General features: G+C 35.6%; 30 protein-coding genes. All 30 read right to left on the bottom strand.

Translation table 11 applies throughout. From position 1 onward, the window contains the following. Window positions 1–78 precede the first annotated feature (78 nt). The gene (locus FEZ18_RS02950) at window positions 79–993 is read right to left on the bottom strand and encodes a dimethylarginine dimethylaminohydrolase family protein (RefSeq protein ID WP_153266943.1); all 915 of its coding nucleotides are present in this window, start codon (window positions 991–993) and stop codon (window positions 79–81) included. Window positions 994–1,161: 168 nt separating this feature from the next. Next, window positions 1,162–2,448 (bottom strand): citrate synthase, encoded by a 1,287-nt coding sequence (locus FEZ18_RS02955; protein ID WP_153266944.1) that lies wholly within the window; start codon window positions 2,446–2,448, stop codon window positions 1,162–1,164. A 398-nt stretch (window positions 2,449–2,846) separates the two neighbouring features. Then, a complete protein-coding gene (eno, locus tag FEZ18_RS02960) occupies window positions 2,847–4,136 on the bottom strand; it encodes a phosphopyruvate hydratase (RefSeq protein WP_153266945.1) in 1,290 nt (429 codons plus the stop codon). A gap of 159 nt (window positions 4,137–4,295) precedes the next feature. Further along, window positions 4,296–5,399, bottom strand: coding sequence for a glutamine-hydrolyzing carbamoyl-phosphate synthase small subunit (carA, locus tag FEZ18_RS02965; protein ID WP_153266946.1), 1,104 nt, complete (start codon window positions 5,397–5,399; stop codon window positions 4,296–4,298). A 116-nt stretch (window positions 5,400–5,515) separates the two neighbouring features. Then, on the bottom strand, window positions 5,516–5,989 hold the full coding sequence (gene rplQ / locus FEZ18_RS02970; RefSeq protein ID WP_153266947.1) for a 50S ribosomal protein L17: 474 nt from the start codon (window positions 5,987–5,989) through the stop codon (window positions 5,516–5,518). Window positions 5,990–6,142: 153 nt separating this feature from the next. Beyond that, window positions 6,143–7,135 carry a DNA-directed RNA polymerase subunit alpha gene (locus FEZ18_RS02975; RefSeq protein ID WP_153266948.1) on the bottom strand — a complete coding sequence of 331 codons (993 nt, stop codon included), beginning with the start codon at window positions 7,133–7,135 and terminating at the stop codon, window positions 6,143–6,145. A 21-nt stretch (window positions 7,136–7,156) separates the two neighbouring features. Continuing rightward, window positions 7,157–7,762 carry a 30S ribosomal protein S4 gene (rpsD, locus tag FEZ18_RS02980; protein ID WP_153266949.1) on the bottom strand — a complete coding sequence of 202 codons (606 nt, stop codon included), beginning with the start codon at window positions 7,760–7,762 and terminating at the stop codon, window positions 7,157–7,159. 218 nt (window positions 7,763–7,980) lie between these two features. Next, window positions 7,981–8,364, bottom strand: coding sequence for a 30S ribosomal protein S11 (gene rpsK / locus FEZ18_RS02985; RefSeq protein ID WP_153266950.1), 384 nt, complete (start codon window positions 8,362–8,364; stop codon window positions 7,981–7,983). Between the two features lie 101 nt (window positions 8,365–8,465). Then, the gene (rpsM, locus tag FEZ18_RS02990) at window positions 8,466–8,840 is read right to left on the bottom strand and encodes a 30S ribosomal protein S13 (RefSeq protein WP_153266951.1); all 375 of its coding nucleotides are present in this window, start codon (window positions 8,838–8,840) and stop codon (window positions 8,466–8,468) included. Between the two features lie 3 nt (window positions 8,841–8,843). Continuing rightward, window positions 8,844–8,960: a type B 50S ribosomal protein L36 gene (gene ykgO, locus FEZ18_RS02995; protein WP_013305171.1), complete on the bottom strand. Its 117-nt coding sequence runs from the start codon at window positions 8,958–8,960 to the stop codon at window positions 8,844–8,846. 6 nt (window positions 8,961–8,966) lie between these two features. Continuing rightward, window positions 8,967–9,182: a translation initiation factor IF-1 gene (gene infA, locus FEZ18_RS03000; protein WP_007094967.1), complete on the bottom strand. Its 216-nt coding sequence runs from the start codon at window positions 9,180–9,182 to the stop codon at window positions 8,967–8,969. Window positions 9,183–9,190: 8 nt separating this feature from the next. After that, entirely contained in the window at window positions 9,191–10,540 is a 1,350-nt protein-coding gene (secY, locus tag FEZ18_RS03005; protein ID WP_153266952.1) for a preprotein translocase subunit SecY, read from the bottom strand. 15 nt (window positions 10,541–10,555) lie between these two features. After that, the gene (rplO, locus tag FEZ18_RS03010) at window positions 10,556–11,008 is read right to left on the bottom strand and encodes a 50S ribosomal protein L15 (RefSeq protein ID WP_153266953.1); all 453 of its coding nucleotides are present in this window, start codon (window positions 11,006–11,008) and stop codon (window positions 10,556–10,558) included. 15 nt (window positions 11,009–11,023) lie between these two features. After that, window positions 11,024–11,203 carry a 50S ribosomal protein L30 gene (gene rpmD / locus FEZ18_RS03015; protein WP_153266954.1) on the bottom strand — a complete coding sequence of 60 codons (180 nt, stop codon included), beginning with the start codon at window positions 11,201–11,203 and terminating at the stop codon, window positions 11,024–11,026. A gap of 96 nt (window positions 11,204–11,299) precedes the next feature. Beyond that, window positions 11,300–11,824, bottom strand: coding sequence for a 30S ribosomal protein S5 (gene rpsE, locus FEZ18_RS03020; RefSeq protein WP_153266955.1), 525 nt, complete (start codon window positions 11,822–11,824; stop codon window positions 11,300–11,302). A gap of 6 nt (window positions 11,825–11,830) precedes the next feature. Then, on the bottom strand, window positions 11,831–12,187 hold the full coding sequence (rplR, locus tag FEZ18_RS03025) for a 50S ribosomal protein L18 (protein ID WP_153266956.1): 357 nt from the start codon (window positions 12,185–12,187) through the stop codon (window positions 11,831–11,833). Between the two features lie 10 nt (window positions 12,188–12,197). Next, entirely contained in the window at window positions 12,198–12,740 is a 543-nt protein-coding gene (gene rplF, locus FEZ18_RS03030; protein WP_153266957.1) for a 50S ribosomal protein L6, read from the bottom strand. A gap of 17 nt (window positions 12,741–12,757) precedes the next feature. Further along, on the bottom strand, window positions 12,758–13,156 hold the full coding sequence (rpsH, locus tag FEZ18_RS03035; protein WP_153266958.1) for a 30S ribosomal protein S8: 399 nt from the start codon (window positions 13,154–13,156) through the stop codon (window positions 12,758–12,760). Between the two features lie 72 nt (window positions 13,157–13,228). After that, window positions 13,229–13,498, bottom strand: a complete 270-nt coding sequence (gene rpsN, locus FEZ18_RS03040; RefSeq protein ID WP_148456585.1) for a 30S ribosomal protein S14 — start codon at window positions 13,496–13,498, stop codon at window positions 13,229–13,231. Window positions 13,499–13,501: 3 nt separating this feature from the next. Next, window positions 13,502–14,053 (bottom strand): 50S ribosomal protein L5, encoded by a 552-nt coding sequence (gene rplE, locus FEZ18_RS03045; protein ID WP_153266959.1) that lies wholly within the window; start codon window positions 14,051–14,053, stop codon window positions 13,502–13,504. Between the two features lie 2 nt (window positions 14,054–14,055). Next, window positions 14,056–14,367 carry a 50S ribosomal protein L24 gene (gene rplX, locus FEZ18_RS03050; RefSeq protein ID WP_153266960.1) on the bottom strand — a complete coding sequence of 104 codons (312 nt, stop codon included), beginning with the start codon at window positions 14,365–14,367 and terminating at the stop codon, window positions 14,056–14,058. A 14-nt stretch (window positions 14,368–14,381) separates the two neighbouring features. Further along, window positions 14,382–14,750 carry a 50S ribosomal protein L14 gene (rplN, locus tag FEZ18_RS03055; protein ID WP_153266961.1) on the bottom strand — a complete coding sequence of 123 codons (369 nt, stop codon included), beginning with the start codon at window positions 14,748–14,750 and terminating at the stop codon, window positions 14,382–14,384. Between the two features lie 2 nt (window positions 14,751–14,752). Next, window positions 14,753–15,010, bottom strand: coding sequence for a 30S ribosomal protein S17 (gene rpsQ / locus FEZ18_RS03060; protein WP_153266962.1), 258 nt, complete (start codon window positions 15,008–15,010; stop codon window positions 14,753–14,755). Window positions 15,011–15,022: 12 nt separating this feature from the next. Next, entirely contained in the window at window positions 15,023–15,214 is a 192-nt protein-coding gene (gene rpmC, locus FEZ18_RS03065) for a 50S ribosomal protein L29 (protein WP_153269031.1), read from the bottom strand. A 13-nt stretch (window positions 15,215–15,227) separates the two neighbouring features. Further along, window positions 15,228–15,647 carry a 50S ribosomal protein L16 gene (gene rplP, locus FEZ18_RS03070; RefSeq protein ID WP_153266963.1) on the bottom strand — a complete coding sequence of 140 codons (420 nt, stop codon included), beginning with the start codon at window positions 15,645–15,647 and terminating at the stop codon, window positions 15,228–15,230. A 21-nt stretch (window positions 15,648–15,668) separates the two neighbouring features. Beyond that, window positions 15,669–16,391 carry a 30S ribosomal protein S3 gene (gene rpsC, locus FEZ18_RS03075; protein WP_153266964.1) on the bottom strand — a complete coding sequence of 241 codons (723 nt, stop codon included), beginning with the start codon at window positions 16,389–16,391 and terminating at the stop codon, window positions 15,669–15,671. A gap of 7 nt (window positions 16,392–16,398) precedes the next feature. Then, complete coding sequence (rplV, locus tag FEZ18_RS03080) at window positions 16,399–16,806, bottom strand: 50S ribosomal protein L22 (protein WP_153266965.1); 408 nt, start codon at window positions 16,804–16,806, stop codon at window positions 16,399–16,401. 5 nt (window positions 16,807–16,811) lie between these two features. Further along, window positions 16,812–17,090 carry a 30S ribosomal protein S19 gene (gene rpsS, locus FEZ18_RS03085; RefSeq protein WP_153266966.1) on the bottom strand — a complete coding sequence of 93 codons (279 nt, stop codon included), beginning with the start codon at window positions 17,088–17,090 and terminating at the stop codon, window positions 16,812–16,814. Window positions 17,091–17,095: 5 nt separating this feature from the next. After that, window positions 17,096–17,923 carry a 50S ribosomal protein L2 gene (gene rplB / locus FEZ18_RS03090; RefSeq protein ID WP_153266967.1) on the bottom strand — a complete coding sequence of 276 codons (828 nt, stop codon included), beginning with the start codon at window positions 17,921–17,923 and terminating at the stop codon, window positions 17,096–17,098. Window positions 17,924–17,933: 10 nt separating this feature from the next. Further along, window positions 17,934–18,224 carry a 50S ribosomal protein L23 gene (rplW, locus tag FEZ18_RS03095; protein ID WP_153266968.1) on the bottom strand — a complete coding sequence of 97 codons (291 nt, stop codon included), beginning with the start codon at window positions 18,222–18,224 and terminating at the stop codon, window positions 17,934–17,936. Window positions 18,225–18,229: the final 5 nt, after the last annotated feature.

Raw genomic sequence — 18,229 nt, forward strand, 5'->3', positions numbered from 1 at the left:
TAATAACAATTACGGCTTTTATTTGAATTAATACGTTTTCGAACACAAATTTAATCAAGCCTAATGGTTATGATTAAATTAATCTCTAATTAAAGGCATTGTCGAACAGCGTAATAAACCGCTTTGCTTGGCTATTTCAGCATAAGGGACTTCCTCAACGTTAAAACCTTGGTGGCGTAACCAGGTGTTTAATCGCGTGAAATTTTGTTCTGAAACAATCACATCTTCAGCAATTGAAAAAATATTGCTATTCATAGCGTACATTTCTTCTTTGGTAATTTCAAATATATTTTCTGCTCCAAAAAAATCAACTAACCATTGGTATTCACTTTCAACTAAAAAGCCATTTTTATGAAGTATGGCTTTATTTGTTCCGATGGGTTGAAAACAACAATCTAGATGCAAGGCATTCTCTTTGGGGTTAATATTAGATTTTCTTAACTCGAAAGACTTCACCGTTTTTTCTGGAAACAATTCCTGAATGGCTTTTACGGCAGCCGTATTGGTTCGCGCCGTAATATAGTTTGGATAATCGTCTCCTGAGTAGGTACCAATAAAAATATAATCGTTCCATGGCATAACATCGCCACCTTCTATATGACAGGCCTCTGGTAACACCATTCTGTTACTAGCTTCGACTTGATTCCAGATATAATTTATAGCTTTAAATTCTGCCTCTCTATCGGGTAGAATATTGGCCTTTATCATTTTATCATCGATCACAAAGGCAATATCTCTGGAAAATATTTGATTGCAATCCTTTATAAGTTCTGGCCTAAAAACTTGAACATTATATTTTTTAAAGACGGCAGCGAGAGCCTCCATTTCTTTAATCATATCCGCCTCTTTCGGATAAGTTCCAGCTTTAACATGTTCGATACTTTTAGGATCGTAACATTCCTCAACCTGCGGTGTTGGACCATTACTATCTGCTATTCCAAGGACAACGGCTCGTAGACGAGCTGTTTCATTTTTAATATTTAATTTAAGCATAAGAGAAACCTAGAAAATAAATTCTTTTTATTGATAGAATTTTCAAACAACAGCTTACCTTTTTAGTACCACATTACATACCATTATATTTTTATAAACCGATGCTGTTGTTTGGCAAAAAGCTTCATAAAAAAATGAAGCTTTAATTTTTGTACGATAATCCAGAGATTATCGTTTATCAATTGACTTAAAAGGTCTATGTGTTTTTCCAATATAAAGTTGTCTTGGTCGTCCAATGGGTTCTTTTCGCAGTCGCATTTCCCTCCATTGTGCAATCCAACCTGGCAAACGTCCTAAAGCAAACATTACGGTAAACATATCAGTAGGAATACCCATAGCTCTGTAAATGATACCAGAATAAAAATCGACATTAGGATACAGTTTTCGCTTTACAAAATAGGGATCACTTAAAGCTTCTTGTTCGAGAGATTTGGCGATTTCTAAAATAGGATCTTCTACACCCAAGTCTCCTAAGACTTCATCGGCCGATTTTTTAATAATTTTTGCACGAGGATCGAAGTTTTTGTACACGCGATGTCCAAAGCCCATTAATCTAAACGGGTCGTCCTTATCTTTAGCTTTGGCCATATATTTTTTAGTATCTCCACCATCTGCTTTTATGTCTTCAAGCATTTCTAAAACGGCCTGATTTGCGCCACCGTGTAATGGGCCCCATAACGCCGAAATACCAGCAGATAAAGAAGCAAATAAACCAGCGTGAGACGAACCAACAATTCTAACCGTAGAGGTCGAACAGTTTTGCTCATGATCGGCATGAAGAATTAATAATTTATTTAAGGCTTCGATAATAATTTTATTGTGAACAAATTCTTCATTGGGTTTTTCGAACATCATTTTTAGAAGATTGTCAACATAACCCAAGGTATTGTCGCCATAACCTAGAGGTAAGCCCTGTTTTTTACGCATGGTCCAAGCTACTAATACAGGAAATTTTCCTAATATTTTCACAATGGCATTATACATATCTTCTTCGGAATCTACATTCACAGAAGACGGATTAAAGGCTGTTAAGGCACTTGTTAAGGAAGATAAAACTCCCATAGGATGTGCAAACCTAGGGTAAGCATCAACAATTTTCTTTACATCGTCATCTACTAAAGATTGTTTACGTATGTCTGAATGGAACCGCTCTAACTGCTTATTAGTTGGTAATTCTCCAAATATGAGCAAATAAGCAACCTCCAAAAAACTAGCTTTTTCTGCCAATTCCTCTATACTGTAACCTCTATATCTTAAAATTCCTTTTTCACCATCTAAAAATGTAATTTCACTTTCACACGATCCTGTGTTTTTATATCCGGCATCTAAAGTTATATAACCACCTGTATCACTTCTTAATGATTTTATATCTAAGGCATATTCATTTTCTGTTCCAGCAATTATTGGGAGTTCATGCGTGTTACCGTTAATTTCTAACGTAGCTTTATTTGACATATATTAAATTTTATAGTTGAATTATAATTAAAAATTTATCTCCCCAATTTACAAAATATCTATCTATTTTTAGAGCTTATTGCAAATGATTTAGCTGATTTCACTATCATAAAAACTAATAATACCAAATTAGCAATGCCATGTGCCCAGAATTCGATTCTTTTTCACCCATTTTTCGGTATAACATGAAGCCATAACTCTGGCTATACTTTGATTTTAGCTCACGCCCAAATTATAGTAAAATAAAGAGTTCGTGAATCTGCGATTTCAATGTCATCTGAATAAAAAACAATTCAAATTAACCATACCACATTTCGAAACTAAATTGGTATAACTAAAAAAAAAGAGCGATTACCAACCTGTAACCGCTCCTTTTTAAATTTGTAATACTAGAATAATTAGATTTTAAATGCTTTTTCCTGAGGAAAATAGGCTACTTCGCCTAACTCTTCTTCAATGCGAAGTAATTGGTTGTATTTAGACATGCGATCGCTACGAGATGCAGAGCCTGTTTTAATTTGACCCGTATTTAACGCGACAGCTAAATCGGCAATCGTGTTATCTTCTGTCTCTCCAGAGCGATGAGACATTACCGATGTATACCCCGCGTTATGCGCCATATTAACGGCTGCGATAGTTTCGGTTAACGTACCAATTTGATTCACTTTAATAAGGATCGAATTCGCTATACCTTCTTGGATACCTCTTGACAACCGTTCTACATTGGTAACAAATAAATCGTCACCAACTAATTGTACTTTATGTCCTATTAATTGGGTTAAGTATTTCCAACCATCCCAATCGTTTTCATCCATACCATCTTCAATAGAAATAATCGGATATTTTTCAACGAGTGCCGCCAAATAATCGGCTTGTTCTTTAGAGTTTCTTAAGTCGCCTGAATCGCCTTCAAACTTCTTATAATCGTAATTTCCATCTTCATAAAATTCGGCTGCAGCACAGTCTAAAGCGATTTTAATCTCGTCTCCAAATTTATAACCCGCATTTTCAACAGCTTTCGCTATAGTTTCAAGCGCGTCTTCTGTACCACCAGGTAAGTTTGGTGCAAATCCACCTTCATCTCCAACTGCAGTACTTAAATTTCTGTCGTGTAATACTTTTTTAAGATGGTGAAAAATCTCAGTTCCCATTTGCATGGCATGCGTAAAGCTTTTAGCTTTTACCGGCACGATCATAAACTCCTGAAAAGCAATTGGGGCATCACTGTGTGAGCCTCCATTAATAATATTCATCATTGGTAAGGGCAATGTATTTCCAGACACGCCACCAACATAGCGATATAAAGGTAAACCAAGCTCGCTGGCTGCCGCTTTAGCAACTGCTAAGGACACCCCTAGAATGGCATTGGCTCCTAATTTAGATTTATTGGGTGTACCATCTAAATCTATCATAATTTTATCGATTAGATTTTGCTCGAAAACCGAAACCCCTAATAGGGCATCGGCGATATGGGTATTCACATTATTAACAGCGTTTTGTACCCCTTTTCCCATATAGGCAGAACCGCCATCACGCAATTCTACAGCTTCGTGTTCGCCAGTTGAAGCCCCCGAGGGAACTGCCGCTCTTCCTAAAATATTGTTTTCGGTAATGACATCAACTTCTACGGTTGGGTTACCCCTAGAATCAAGAATTTGCCTAGCATGGACATTTATAATAATACTCATAATTGGTTTGTTTATAATCGTTTTTAGACTATTTCAAATCTACGGTAAAATACCGTTTTAATATCAATGTTTAGGAAGAACTTAACACATTTATTCCTATAACGTTTTAGTAAAAACACCCTCAAAAATAAACCGATTCTCGAAGGCTTTGTACTTATTTTAGTTTTTTAAATTATCTATAAACTGATCGAAAAGGTATGATGAGTCATGTGGCCCAGGACTAGCTTCTGGATGGTACTGCACCGAAAAACAATTTTTATTTTTCAAAGCCAAACCCGCAACCGTGTTATCGTTTAAGTGAACATGTGTAATTTCGAAATCTGGATGCGCCTCGGCAGCATCGCGATTTACCGCAAAACCATGGTTTTGAGAGGTGATTTCGCCTTTTCCCGTTTTTAAATTTTTTACCGGATGATTTATGCCTCTATGTCCATTATGCATTTTATAGGTGGAAACGCCATTTGCCAAGGCTATAACTTGATGGCCTAAACAAATACCAAATAAAGGAAGGTCTCGCTTAATAATTTCTCTGGCTAACTCTTGAGCTTCTATAAGAGGTTCCGGATCACCAGGGCCATTAGAAAGAAAATATCCATGAGGTTTAAAGCCTTCTAAATCTTCGAAGGTAGCATTGTATGGAAATACTTTTATATACGCGTCTCGCTCAGCTAGATTTCGAAGAATATTCTTTTTAATTCCAAGGTCTAGAGCGGCGATTCTATAGCTCGCGTTTTCATTACCAAAATAATACGGCGATTTAGTAGACACCTTAGAGGACAGTTCTAAACCATCCATTTCAGGAATTTTGTTTAATTGAGCCATTAAACCATCGATATTATCTACTTCTGTAGAGATTACGGCATTCATAGCGCCATGATCTCTAATATAGCTCACCAAAGCTCTGGTATCGACATCGGAAATAGCCAGTAAATTATTGTCGTTTAAAAAATCTTCCAAAGACTTGTCTGCCGTATCCCTAGAATATTCATAACTAAAGTTTTTCACAATAAGTCCTGCTATTTTAACAGAATCAGATTCCATATCATCTTTATTGGTGCCGTAATTTCCAATGTGCGCATTTGTAGCCACCATAAGTTGCCCATAATACGAGGGATCGGTAAAAATTTCTTGATACCCAGTCATACCGGTATTAAAACAAACTTCACCAAAGGCACTGCCCTGCTTATTAGCAACGGCTTTACCGTAAAAAATAGTGCCATCTGCTAAAAGTACTATGGCTTTTTGTCTTTTTTGATATTTCATATTTACCTTAAATTCTTAGCATTCCTGATGTCGCAGAAACATATTTCACAAAATTGCATAAAAAAAAGGATAAACTAAAATAGTTTATCCTTTTGTATATAAATCGTTAAAAACATTTATACTTCTTCTTCGTTAGACTCTTGAGTTTCAACAGGAGCTTCAGTAGGCTTCGAGCCGCCTCTTCTACTTCTTCGAGTAGTTTTCTTTTCTTTTTTACCTGCAGTATAAATCTCATTAAAATCTACAAGCTCAATCATCGCCATATCGGCGTTATCACCTAATCGATTTCCTAGCTTTATAATTCTTGTATAACCGCCAGGTCTATCGGCTACTTTTGGAGCAACATCTCTAAACAATTCTGTTACAACGTCTTTTTGTCTCAACTTAGCCATAACAATTCGTCTGTTATGGGTTGTATCTTCCTTAGATTTAGTAATCATAGGTTCAATAAATTGTTGTAATGCTTTTGCTTTAGCTACAGTTGTGTTAATACGCTTGTGTTGGATTAACGAACAAGACATGTTAGCTAACATTGCTTTTCTGTGCGCAGTTTTTCTGCTTAAATGATTGAATTTTTTTCCGTGTCTCATGACATTGTTATTATCATCTTGCTACCAAATCTCTTTTTACTTTAAGAAGAGAGAGCAAAATATGATGGTTTATAATAGTTTTTGACATTCCTGTCGGTAATATTAAAGCACATAATTACGAGTTATGTTATAACATAACTCGTAAATGTTTTACTAATCTTTATCTAATTTATATTTAGATAGATCCATCCCGAAATTTAAACCTTTAACACTTACAAGCTCTTCAAGCTCGGTTAAAGACTTTTTTCCAAAGTTTCGGAATTTCATTAAGTCGTTTTTATTAAAAGACACTAAATCTCCCAAGGTATCAACTTCTGCCGCCTTCAAACAATTTAATGCACGAACCGATAGGTCCATATCAATTAATTTAGTTTTAAGCAACTGGCGCATATGAAGTGATTCTTCATCGTAAGTTTCAGTTTGAGCAATTTCATCAGCTTCCAAGGTTATACGCTCATCAGAGAAAAGCATAAAGTGATGGATTAAGGTTTTAGCTGCCTCTGTTAAAGCATCTTGAGGTGTGATAGAGCCGTCTGTAATGATTTCGAAAACTAGTTTTTCGTAATCTGTTTTTTGCTCTACACGAAAATTCTCAATGCTGTATTTCACATTTTTTATTGGCGTGTAAATAGAATCCATAAAAATGGTACCAATTGGAGCGGCACCTTTTTTATTTTCTTCAGCTGGTACATAACCGCGACCTTTTTCGACCGTGATTTCCATATTGAAGTTAACTTTAGGATCGAGGTTACAGATCACTAAATCTGTGTTTAACACTTGAAATCCTGAGATAAACTTTTGAAAATCTCCAGCCGTTATTTGCTCTTGTCCAGAAATTGAAATTGAAATTGACTCGTTATCGATGTCTTCAATTTGTCTTTTAAAACGAACTTGTTTTAAATTTAAAATAATTTCTGTAACATCTTCAACTACACCTGCAATCGCAGAAAACTCATGGTCTACACCTTCAATTTTAACTGAAGTGATTGCAAAACCTTCTAAAGAGGAAAGTAATACTCTTCTTAATGCGTTACCAACAGTTAATCCGTAACCAGGTTCTAAAGGACGAAATTCGAATTTGCCTTCAAAATCTGTCGAATCAATCATGATTACTTTGTCGGGCTTTTGAAAATTAAATACTGCCATATTGCGATTTCTATCAGGTTATTATTTAGAATATAATTCTACTATAAGTTGTTCGTTAATGTTTTCAGGAATTTGAATTCTAGCTGGCACACTAACATAAGTTCCAGATTTTGTATCATTATTCCAAGTGATCCATTCGTAAACTTGACTTGAGTTTGATAATGATCTTTCAATAGCGTCGAGTGATTTTGACTTTTCTCTAACGGCAACAACATCTCCAGCCTTCAATTGGTAAGAAGGGATATTAACAATCTCTCCATTAACGGTTATATGCCTGTGAGACACCAATTGTCTTGCACCACTTCTTGATGGTGAGATACCCATTCTGTAAACTACATTATCTAATCGCGACTCACAAAGTTGTAATAAAACTTCACCTGTAATACCACGAGATGCTGTCGCTTTTTTGAACATATTTCTGAACTGCTTTTCTAAAATTCCATAAGAATACTTAGCTTTTTGTTTTTCAGCTAATTGTATAGCATATTCAGATTTTTTTCCACGTCGTCTTGCGTTTCCGTGTTGACCTGGAGGATAATTTCTTTTTTCGAAAGATTTATCTTCTCCGAAAATAGCTTCACCGAACTTTCGGGCTATTTTTGTTTTAGGACCAGTATATCTTGCCATTTTAATTGTTTTTTTAGAGTGATTATGAATTAAGGTCTTAATCTTATCCTTCGATAATCATGTTGTCTCTAGTTAATACTTGTTTATTGTTATTTTTCAGTTTGCAAATTTACACAAAAAATTAATACCATCTGCAGGACAGTTGATATTAATTTTTTGAATTCGATTACAGCTTAATTTAGAAACAGAAATCCATTTCGAAATTAACATTGCAATCGTTAGACTCTCCTACGCTTTGGAGGGCGACATCCATTATGTGGTAATGGTGTTACATCGATAATTTCTGTAACTTCAATACCCGCATTATGAATTGAACGGATAGCAGATTCTCTACCATTTCCAGGGCCTTTAACGTAAACCTTTACTTTTTTCAAACCTGCTTCAACAGCTACTGCTGCAGCATCTTCGGCTGCCAATTGTGCAGCATAAGGTGTGTTTTTCTTAGAACCTCTAAATCCCATCTTACCTGCAGACGACCATGAAATTACGTCGCCTTTTTTATTGGTAAGTGAAATAATAATGTTGTTGAAAGATGCACTCACGTGGGCTTCTCCAACAGCATCAATAATAACTTTACGTTTTTTTGTGCTTGTTTTTGCCATATTCTTTTAGTTCTTAGTTTTAGTTGATAGTCGCTAGAATCCTAAACCATTATAATTTCAAACAGATTCTTTCCAACGTCTAAATACTAAAGACTATTTAATTATTTCGTTGCTTTTTTCTTATTAGCAACTGTTTTTCTTCTACCTTTTCTAGTTCTAGAGTTGTTCTTAGTACGTTGTCCTCTTAATGGAAGACTAGATCTGTGACGTATACCTCTGTAACATCCAATATCCATTAATCGCTTAATGTTTAATTGCGTTTCAGAACGTAATTCACCCTCGATTGTAAATGTACCAACAGCTTCACGAATGCCTGCTATTTGATCATCTGTCCAATCTTGAACTTTTGTACTTTCATCCACTTTAGCCGATGCTAAAATTTCTTTTGCTCTACTTCTACCTACTCCGTAAATATAAGTTAAAGAGATTACTCCTCTTTTGTTTTTTGGTATGTCTACACCTGCAATTCTTGCCATAGCTTATCCTTGTCTTTGTTTGAATCTAGGATTCTTTTTGTTTATTACGTAAAGTCTACCTTTTCTGCGTACGATTTTACAATCTGCGCTTCTTTTTTTAACTGATGCTCTTACTTTCATCTTGTACTAGTATCTATAAGTTATGCGAGCCTTCGTTAAATCGTAAGGACTCATTTCTAATTTAACTTTATCTCCAGGTAATAATTTAATGTAATGCATACGCATTTTACCCGAAATATGTGCTGTCACAATGTGACCGTTTTCTAACTCAACACGAAACATAGCATTGGATAATGCTTCAATAATAGTTCCGTCCTGTTCAATTGCTGCTTGTTTTGCCATAGTATTTCTTAAGCTACTGATTTTCTATTTTTACCCGTTTTCATCAAGCCATCATAGTGTCTATTTAACAAATAAGAATTAATTTGTTGCATAGTATCAATTGCTACACCAACCATAATTAAAAGCGAGGTTCCACCGAAAAATAAAGCCCAACCCTGACTTACTCCCATAAGCTTAACAATAAAAGCTGGGAACACAGCGATAAGTGCTAAAAATATAGAACCTGGTAAAGTGATTTGAGACATTATTTTGTCAAGATAATCTGAAGTTTCTGAGCCTGGACGAATACCTGGGATAAATCCTCCACTACGTTTTAGATCGTCTGCCATTTTATTCGTAGGTACAGTAATAGCGGTATAAAAATACGTAAAAATTATAATTAATAGCGCGAACGTTACATTGTACCAAAACCCAAACATATCAGAGTAGTTAGTTTGCATCCAAGCCCCAGCAGACGTTTCTTTCAATATTGCAGAACCGCCAATTAAGCTCGGAACAAACATAAGCGCTTGTGCAAATATTATAGGCATCACCCCAGAAGCGTTTAGCTTAAGCGGTATATATTGCCTAGAACCAGCCATGGCACTTTTCTCGTAACCACCAGATGCAGTTCTTCTAGCATATTGCACTGCAATCTTTCTAACCCCCATAACTAACATAATAGAAGCTAAAATGATAACCAGCCATATAACCAATTCAAAAAGAATCAACATAACATTATTACCTTCCAATCGTGTAGCCGCATTTTGCAAAAATGCTTGTGGTAAGGTTGCGATAATTCCAACCATAATTAGTAGTGAAATACCGTTTCCAATACCTTTATCGGTGATTTTTTCACCTAACCACATCGCGAATATACAACCTGTCACCAATATCGTAATTGAAGAGAAGTAAAATAATGGTCCTTGCCCCAACAAGAAAGCACTTTGTGGAATACCAAACATTGGTGTTAAACTCGCAAGGTAACCAGGAGCCTGCAATAAACAGATTGCAATGGTTAACCAACGGGTAATTTGAGTAATTTTCTTTTGTCCACTAGCACCTTCTTTTTGAAGTTTTTGTAAATACGGAATAGCGATTCCCATTAACTGAACTACAATAGAAGCAGAAATGTAAGGCATGATGCCCAAAGCAAATACAGATGCATTTGCGAAAGCTCCACCAGTAAACATGTTAAGTATACTTAATATACCCGAATCTGTCCCTTGTTGCAAACCGCCTAATTGCGAAGCATCAATACCTGGTAAAACAACTTGTGCACCAAAACGATAAACTAATAACAAACCAAGTGTAACTATGATTCTATTTCTTAGTTCTTCGATTTTCCAAACATTTTTAATTGATTCTATAAATTTCATACTTATAATAAAATATTATAATGTTACAGCTTCTCCTCCAGCAGCTTCAATTGCAGCTTTAGCCGAAGCGGTAAATTTATGTGCACTTACTTTTAACTTTGATTTTAACTCGCCGCGACCCATAATTTTAACTAAGTCGTTTTTTCCAACTAAACCGTTAGAAAAAAGAGTTTCAAAATCTACGGTGTCTTTAATTTGGCTATCATCCACTAACTTTTGTAGTGTATCAAGATTAATTCCTTGATACTCCACACGGTTAATATTTGTAAAACCAAATTTAGGAACACGTTTTTGAAGCGGCATCTGACCACCTTCAAAACCAAGCTTTTTAGAATAACCTGAACGAGATTTTGCTCCTTTGTGACCACGTGTAGCGGTACCACCTTTACCAGAACCTTGGCCTCGACCTATTCTTTTTCCTTGATTTTTTACAGAACCTTCTGCAGGTTTTAAATTACTTAAATCCATTTTCTGTCTTTATTTTTAAGCTTCTTCTACAGAAACTAAATGTGAAACTTTTGCAACCATACCAAGTATATTAGGCGTAGCTTCGTGCTCTTTAACTTGACCCATCTTTTTAAGACCAAGAGCTTCTAAAGTTCTTTTCTGTCTTAGCGTTCGATTAATTGCGCTTTTAACTTTTGTTACTTTAATTTTTGCCATTTCTTTTAAGTATTAAGTATTTAGTATTAAGATTCAAAATTTAATCACTAATGATGTTGTCTGATCTCTTAATACGCTGTACTTGCATCTATTTAATTAAGCGTTAAAAACTTGCTCAAGTGTAATTCCTCTATCTCTTGCTATCGTATTTGCATCTCGTAATTGTAATAAAGCATCAAATGTTGCTTTTACTACGTTATGAGGGTTTGAAGATCCTTGAGATTTAGATAAAACATCTTGCACGCCAACTGCCTCTAGCACTGTTCTAACAGCACCACCAGCAATTACACCTGTACCAGGAGAGGCAGGAATAATGTTTACTCTAGCTCCGCCGTATTTACCTTTTTGTTCGTGTGGTAAAGTTCCTTTGATGATTGGAATACGTACTAAGTTTTTCTTAGCGTCTTCAACAGCTTTTGCAATGGCACTGGCAACATCCTTAGATTTACCTAATCCCTGTCCTACAACACCAGCCTCATCACCAACTACAACAATAGCTGAAAAACCAAATGCTCTACCACCTTTAGTTACTTTTGTAACTCTTTGTACACCAACTAAACGATCTTTAAGATCTAGCCCACTTGGTTTTACTAATTCTGCACTTTTATATTTTTTAAACATAATTTCTTAGAATTTAAGTCCGGCTTCTCTAGCGCCGTCGGCTAATGATTTTACTCTTCCGTGGTATAAATACCCACCTCTATCAAAAGCAATAGTTTCAACACCAGCTTTTAAAGCTTTTTCTGCAAGCGACTTCCCTACTAGGGTTGCTATTTCAGATTTATTGCCTTTTGCCGAACTAATATCTTTATCTCTTGAAGATGCTGCACTAATGGTTTTTCCATTCACATCATCAACAATTTGAGCATAAATTTCTTTATTACTTCTAAAAACAGCTAATCTAGGTCTAGTTTCTGTACCAGAAACTACCTTGCGAATTCTGTTTTTTATTCTTGTTCTTCTTTGATTCTTTGTTAATGCCATAACTTACTTATTAAGCTGATTTACCTGCTTTTCTTCTTAATTCTTCACCAACAAACTTAATACCTTTACCTTTATATGGTTCTGGCTTTCTAAATCCTCGAATTTTAGCAGCTACTTGTCCTACAAGTTGCTTATCGTGTGAAGTTAATTTGATGATTGGATTCTTTCCTTTGTCACTAATTGTTTCTACTTTAACCTCTGGAGCTAAATTCATAACAATATTGTGAGAAAAACCTAAGGCTAAATCAAGTTTCTGACCTTGACTAGACGCTCTATAACCAACACCCACTAATTCTAAAGATAAAGTCCATCCTTTAGATACACCTTCAACCATATTATGCATTAATGATCTGTATAAACCATGTTTTGCTTTTTGGTCTTTAGAATCAGAAGAACGTGTTACCCAAACACTATTGTCTTCAACTTTAATTTCGATAGAATCGTAACTCTGTGTTAACTCTCCTAATTTTCCTTTTACAGTAACAACGTTATCTTTAACATCGACTGTTACACCCTCTGGAATGGCTATTGGATTATTTCCTATTCTTGACATTTCTTTAAGGTTTTAAATTAGTAAACGTAACATAATACTTCTCCGCCTATATTATCTCTTTTGGCCTGTTTCCCCGTCATTACTCCGTGAGAAGTAGAAACTATGGCAACACCAAGACCGTTAAGAATTCTAGGTAAATCTTTAGAACCAGAATACAAACGCATCCCTGGTTTACTAAGACGTTGAAGTTTTTTAATTACAGGCTCTTTTGTTTCCTTATTGTACTTCAAAGCAATTTTAATTGTTCCTTGTACTGAAGTGTCATCAAACTTGTAACTTAAAATATATCCTTGTTCGAATAATATTTTAGTAATGTCTTTCTTTAAATTAGAAGCAGGAATCTCTACCACTCTGTGGTTAGCACGCACTGCGTTTCTAATTCTTGTAAGATAATCCGATATTGGATCTGTATACATATTTATTAATTTGCGGTAATGGTTTTTAAGAGAACTATTCTCTTAAACCTAAAACCAATTTAAAATTCTTTTTTACCAACTTGCTTTTCTAACTCCTGGAATTAATCCTTGGTTAGCCATTTCTCTGAATGTTACACGAGAAATTCCGAAAGTTCTCATATACCCACGAGGTCTTCCAGTAAGTTTGCATCTGTTGTGCATACGAACAGGAGAAGCGTTTTTAGGTAACTTTTGTAATGCTTCGTAATCTCCAGCTTCTTTCAAAGCTTTACGTTTTTCGGCATACTTAGCTACTGTTTTCGCTCTTTTTACCTCACGAGCTTTCATTGATTCTTTAGCCATATATTAGTTCTTTTGAAAAGGTAGACCCAATTCCGTTAATAATGATTTTGCTTCTTTATCAGTATCGGCGGTTGTCACAAAAGTAATATCCATACCAGAAATTTTATTAACTTTATCAATATTAATTTCTGGGAATATAATTTGTTCTGTAATTCCTAAATTGTAATTACCACGACCGTCGAATCCTGTAGCTTTTATTCCGTTAAAATCTCTAACACGTGGAAGTGAAGAGGTTACTAAACGATCTAAAAACTCATACATTCTTTCTCCACGTAAAGTTACTTTAGCACCAATTGGCATCCCTTTACGTAATTTAAATGAGGCAACATCTTTTTTAGATAATGTAGATATTGCTTTTTGTCCAGATATTGTTGTTAATTCTTCTACTGCGTAGTCAATTAACTTTTTGTCTGCAACAGCCGCTCCCACGCCTTTAGATATTACTATCTTAGAAAGCTTAGGAACTTGCATTACATTTTTATATCCAAATTCTTCGGTAAGAGCAGCAATTACTCTGCTTTTGTACTCTTGTTTAAGTCTTGGTGAATATGCCATATCTATATTACTTCATTAGATTTTAGTGAGAATCTCACTTTTTTATCACCTTCCATTCTATATCCCACTCGTGTAGCTTCTCCTTTAGAAGTTAACAACGATAAATTTGAAATATGAATAGCGGCTTCTTTCTCAACAATTCCGCCTTGAGGATTTTGTGCACTAGGTTTAGTGTGTTTCTTAACCATATTGACACCCTCAACGATTGCCTTATTCTTCTCTATAAATACCTTTTGTACTTTACCTTCTGATCCTTTGTGATCTCCAGCAATTACTCTAACGGTATCTCCAGTTTTTATTTTAAGCTTTCCCATCTTAATTTTCTGTATTAAAGCACCTCTGGTGCTAATGATACAATCTTCATGTATTGTTTATCACGAAGTTCTCTAGCAACAGGACCGAAAACACGTGTACCTCTCATTTCACCCGTAGGGTTTAATAAAACACAAGCGTTATCATCAAATCTTATATAAGATCCGTCTGGTCTTCTTACTTCTTTCTTAGTACGAACAACTACTGCAGTAGAAACCGCACCTTTTTTGATGCTTCCATTAGGAGTTGCGTCTTTTACCGAAACCACAATTTTGTCTCCTACAGATGCATATCTCCTTTTAGTGCCACCTAAAACACGGATGGTTAAAACTTCCTTTGCCCCAGTGTTGTCTGCTACTTTTAATCTTGATTCTTGTTGTAACATAATTATTTAGCTCTTTCTAGGATTTCTACTAATCTCCAACATTTTGATTTACTTAAAGGTCTTGTTTCCATGATCTTTACTTTATCACCAATGTTGCAGTCGTTTGTTTCGTCGTGTGCCACGTACTTCTTCGTTTTTGTAACGAATTTTCCATACATAGGGTGTTTTACTTTTTTAACCTCTGCAACAACTATTGATTTTTGCATTTTGTTACTAGTAACAACTCCTATACGTTCTTTTCTTAAATTTCTTGTTTCCATCTTTCAGCAGAATTATTGTAATTCTCTTTTAGTTAATTCGGTCGCAATTCTTGCTACAGTTCTTCTTAGTGAACGCAATTGAATTGGATTTTCTAAAGGAGATATTGCATGAGCCAATTTTAGGTCTGAATAACTCTTTTTAATTTCACCAAGTTTTTCATTTAACTCAGCTACAGATAATTCTTTAATTTCTGATTGTTTCATCATATCAAATAAATTATGCTTCGTAATCTCTAGCGATTAAAAACTTAGTTTTTACTGGTAACTTTTGTGCGGCTAAACGTAAAGCTTCTTTTGCTACGTCTATTGGCACACCACCAACTTCAAATAAAATTCGTCCAGGTTTAACTACAGCTACCCAATATTCAACGGCACCTTTACCTTTACCCATACGTACTTCAAGAGGCTTTTTTGTAATTGGCTTATCTGGAAATACTTTAATCCAAAGTTGACCTTCTCTTTTCATGTAACGTGTAGCGGCGATACGTGCTGCCTCAATTTGACGCGAAGTTAAAAAATTCGAATCTAATGCTTTTATTCCAAAAGTCCCGTTTGAAAGTTGAAAACCTCTACCGGTATTCCCTTTCATACGTCCTTTTTGTTGTTTACGAAATTTTGTTTTTTTAGGCTGTAACATTTTTCTTTACTTTATAAAAAATTACTTTCTACGACGAGGGCCTTTATTAGCACCACGTCCTCCGGCTCCACCTTTTCCTTGCTTCTTAGATAATCCAACAAGCGGAGAAAGCTCTCTTTTACCATATACTTCACCTTTCATGATCCATACTTTAACACCTAATCTTCCGTAAGAAGTATGTGCCTCAACTAAAGCATAGTCAATATCGGCTCTAAAGGTTGACAAAGGAATACGTCCTTCTTTGTAGTGTTCAGAACGTGCCATTTCAGCCCCATTTAAACGCCCACTAATTTGGATTTTAATTCCTTCGGCATTCATACGCATTGTTGCAGCAATAGCCATTTTGATTGCTCGTCTGTATGAAATACGATTTTCAATTTGACGGGCAACACTTGTTGCAACTAAAAACGCATCTAGTTCAGGTCTTTTAATTTCAAAAATATTAATCTGAACTTCTTTACCAGTAATTTTTTTAAGCTCTTCTTTTAACTTGTCTACCTCTTGACCGCCTTTTCCGATAATAATACCAGGTCTAGCCGTAGTGATAGTAACGGTTACAAGTTTTAAAGTTCTTTCAATAATTACTCGACTTACACTAGCTTTAGATAAACGTGCGTGAACGTACTTTCTTATCTTATCGTCTTCGGCAAGCTTATCTCCATAATCATTACCTCCGTACCAGTTAGACTCCCATCCTCTGATAATCCCTAAGCGATTCCCGATTGGATTTGTTTTTTGTCCCATATCTATCTTAGCTTTGTGTGTTATTGTTAGCTCCTACCACGATGGTTACGTGGTTTGAACGTTTTCTAATTCTGTGTGCACGACCTTGAGGTGCTGGACGTAATCTTTTTAACATAGATCCGCTATCAACTTTTATTTCCTTAACAAACAATTCCGCTTCGTCGATATTAGCATCTTCGTTCTTAGCTTGCCAATTTGCAATGGCAGATAACAACAACTTCTCTAAACGACCTGAAGCTTCTTTTTGATTAAATTTAAGAATATTAAGTGCATGTTCTACTTTTTCGCCTCTTACTAAATCGGCTACTAAACGCATTTTCCTCGGTGATGTAGGACAGTTATTAAGTTTTGCAAAAGCAACTTGCTTTTTAGCTTCCTTAATAGCGTCTGCCATTTGTTTTTTACGACTTCCCATAGCTACTACCTTTTACCTTTATTTTTAGCACCTGCATGTCCACGGAATGAACGCGTTGGTGAAAATTCTCCTAACTTATGCCCTACCATGTTCTCAGTTACATATACTGGTACAAATTGACGGCCATTGTGTACTGCTATAGTTTGTCCAACAAAATCTGGAGTAATCATAGAGGCTCTCGACCACGTTTTGATTACTGTTTTCTTATTAGATTCAACATTTACAGCGACTTTCTTTTCTAATTTATAATGAACGTAAGGTCCTTTTTTTAATGATCTTGCCATGTCTCTTATTTCTTTCTACGTTCTACAATATACTTATTACTTGCTTTAGTCTTAGAACGGGTTCTATAACCTTTTGCAGGTATACCATTTCTAGAACGTGGATGTCCACCAGAAGCTTTACCTTCACCACCTCCCATTGGGTGATCAATTGGATTCATCACAACTGGTCTAGTACGAGGTCTTCTTCCTAACCATCTTGTTCTACCTGCTTTTCCACCAACTAATAATTGGTGATCTGAGTTCGATACCACACCTACAGTTGCCATACAAGTTACTAGAATGTAACGTATTTCTCCCGAAGGTAATTTTATAGAAGCGAACTTACCATCTCTTGCAATTAATTGAGCAAACGCTCCAGCACTACGCGCCATAATAGCACCTTGACCTGGGCGTAATTCTAAACAAGAAATAATCGTTCCTAAAGGCATTTCACTTAATGGCATTGCATTCCCAATTTCTGGTGCAATACCTTCTTTACCAGAAACTACATTTTGACCAACCTGAAGACCATTTTGAGCAATAATGTATCTTTTCTCACCATCTTGATAATTCAATAGAGCGATAAAAGCTGTTCTGTTTGGATCGTATTCGATTGAAGCGACTTCGGCAGGAATCCCCACTTTATCTCTTTTAAAATCGATAATACGATACTTTTTCTTATGACCGCCACCAATATAGCGCATGGTCATTTTTCCCTGACTGTTTCTACCACCAGACCTTTTATTCGGAACGAGCAAACTCTTTTCCGGCTTATCAGTAGTAATGGCGTCATAACCATTTACTACTCTAAAACGCTGTCCTGGTGTGGTTGGTTTTAATTTTCTTACTGACATTTGTCTTTAATTACATGTTACTGTATAAATCAATCATTTCACCTTCCGCCAGCTGTACAATTGCTTTTTTAACAGCATTTGTTTTACCATTTTGAATACCAGTTTTCGTGTGCTTGGTACTACGATCTGGACGGACATTTATAGTACGAACTTTTTCAACAGAAACACCATAAACAGCTTCCACTGCTTTTTTTATTTCTACCTTGTTCGCCTTGGTATTCACTGCGAAAGTATAGCAGTTTCTCAACTCACTATTTGTTGTCGCTTTTTCTGTGATTATAGGTTTAATTAAGATACTCATTGTTT

The organism is Oceanihabitans sp. IOP_32 (genome assembly GCF_009498295.1).
In the GTDB taxonomy this organism is placed as follows: Bacteria; Bacteroidota; Bacteroidia; order Flavobacteriales; family Flavobacteriaceae; genus Wocania; species Wocania indica.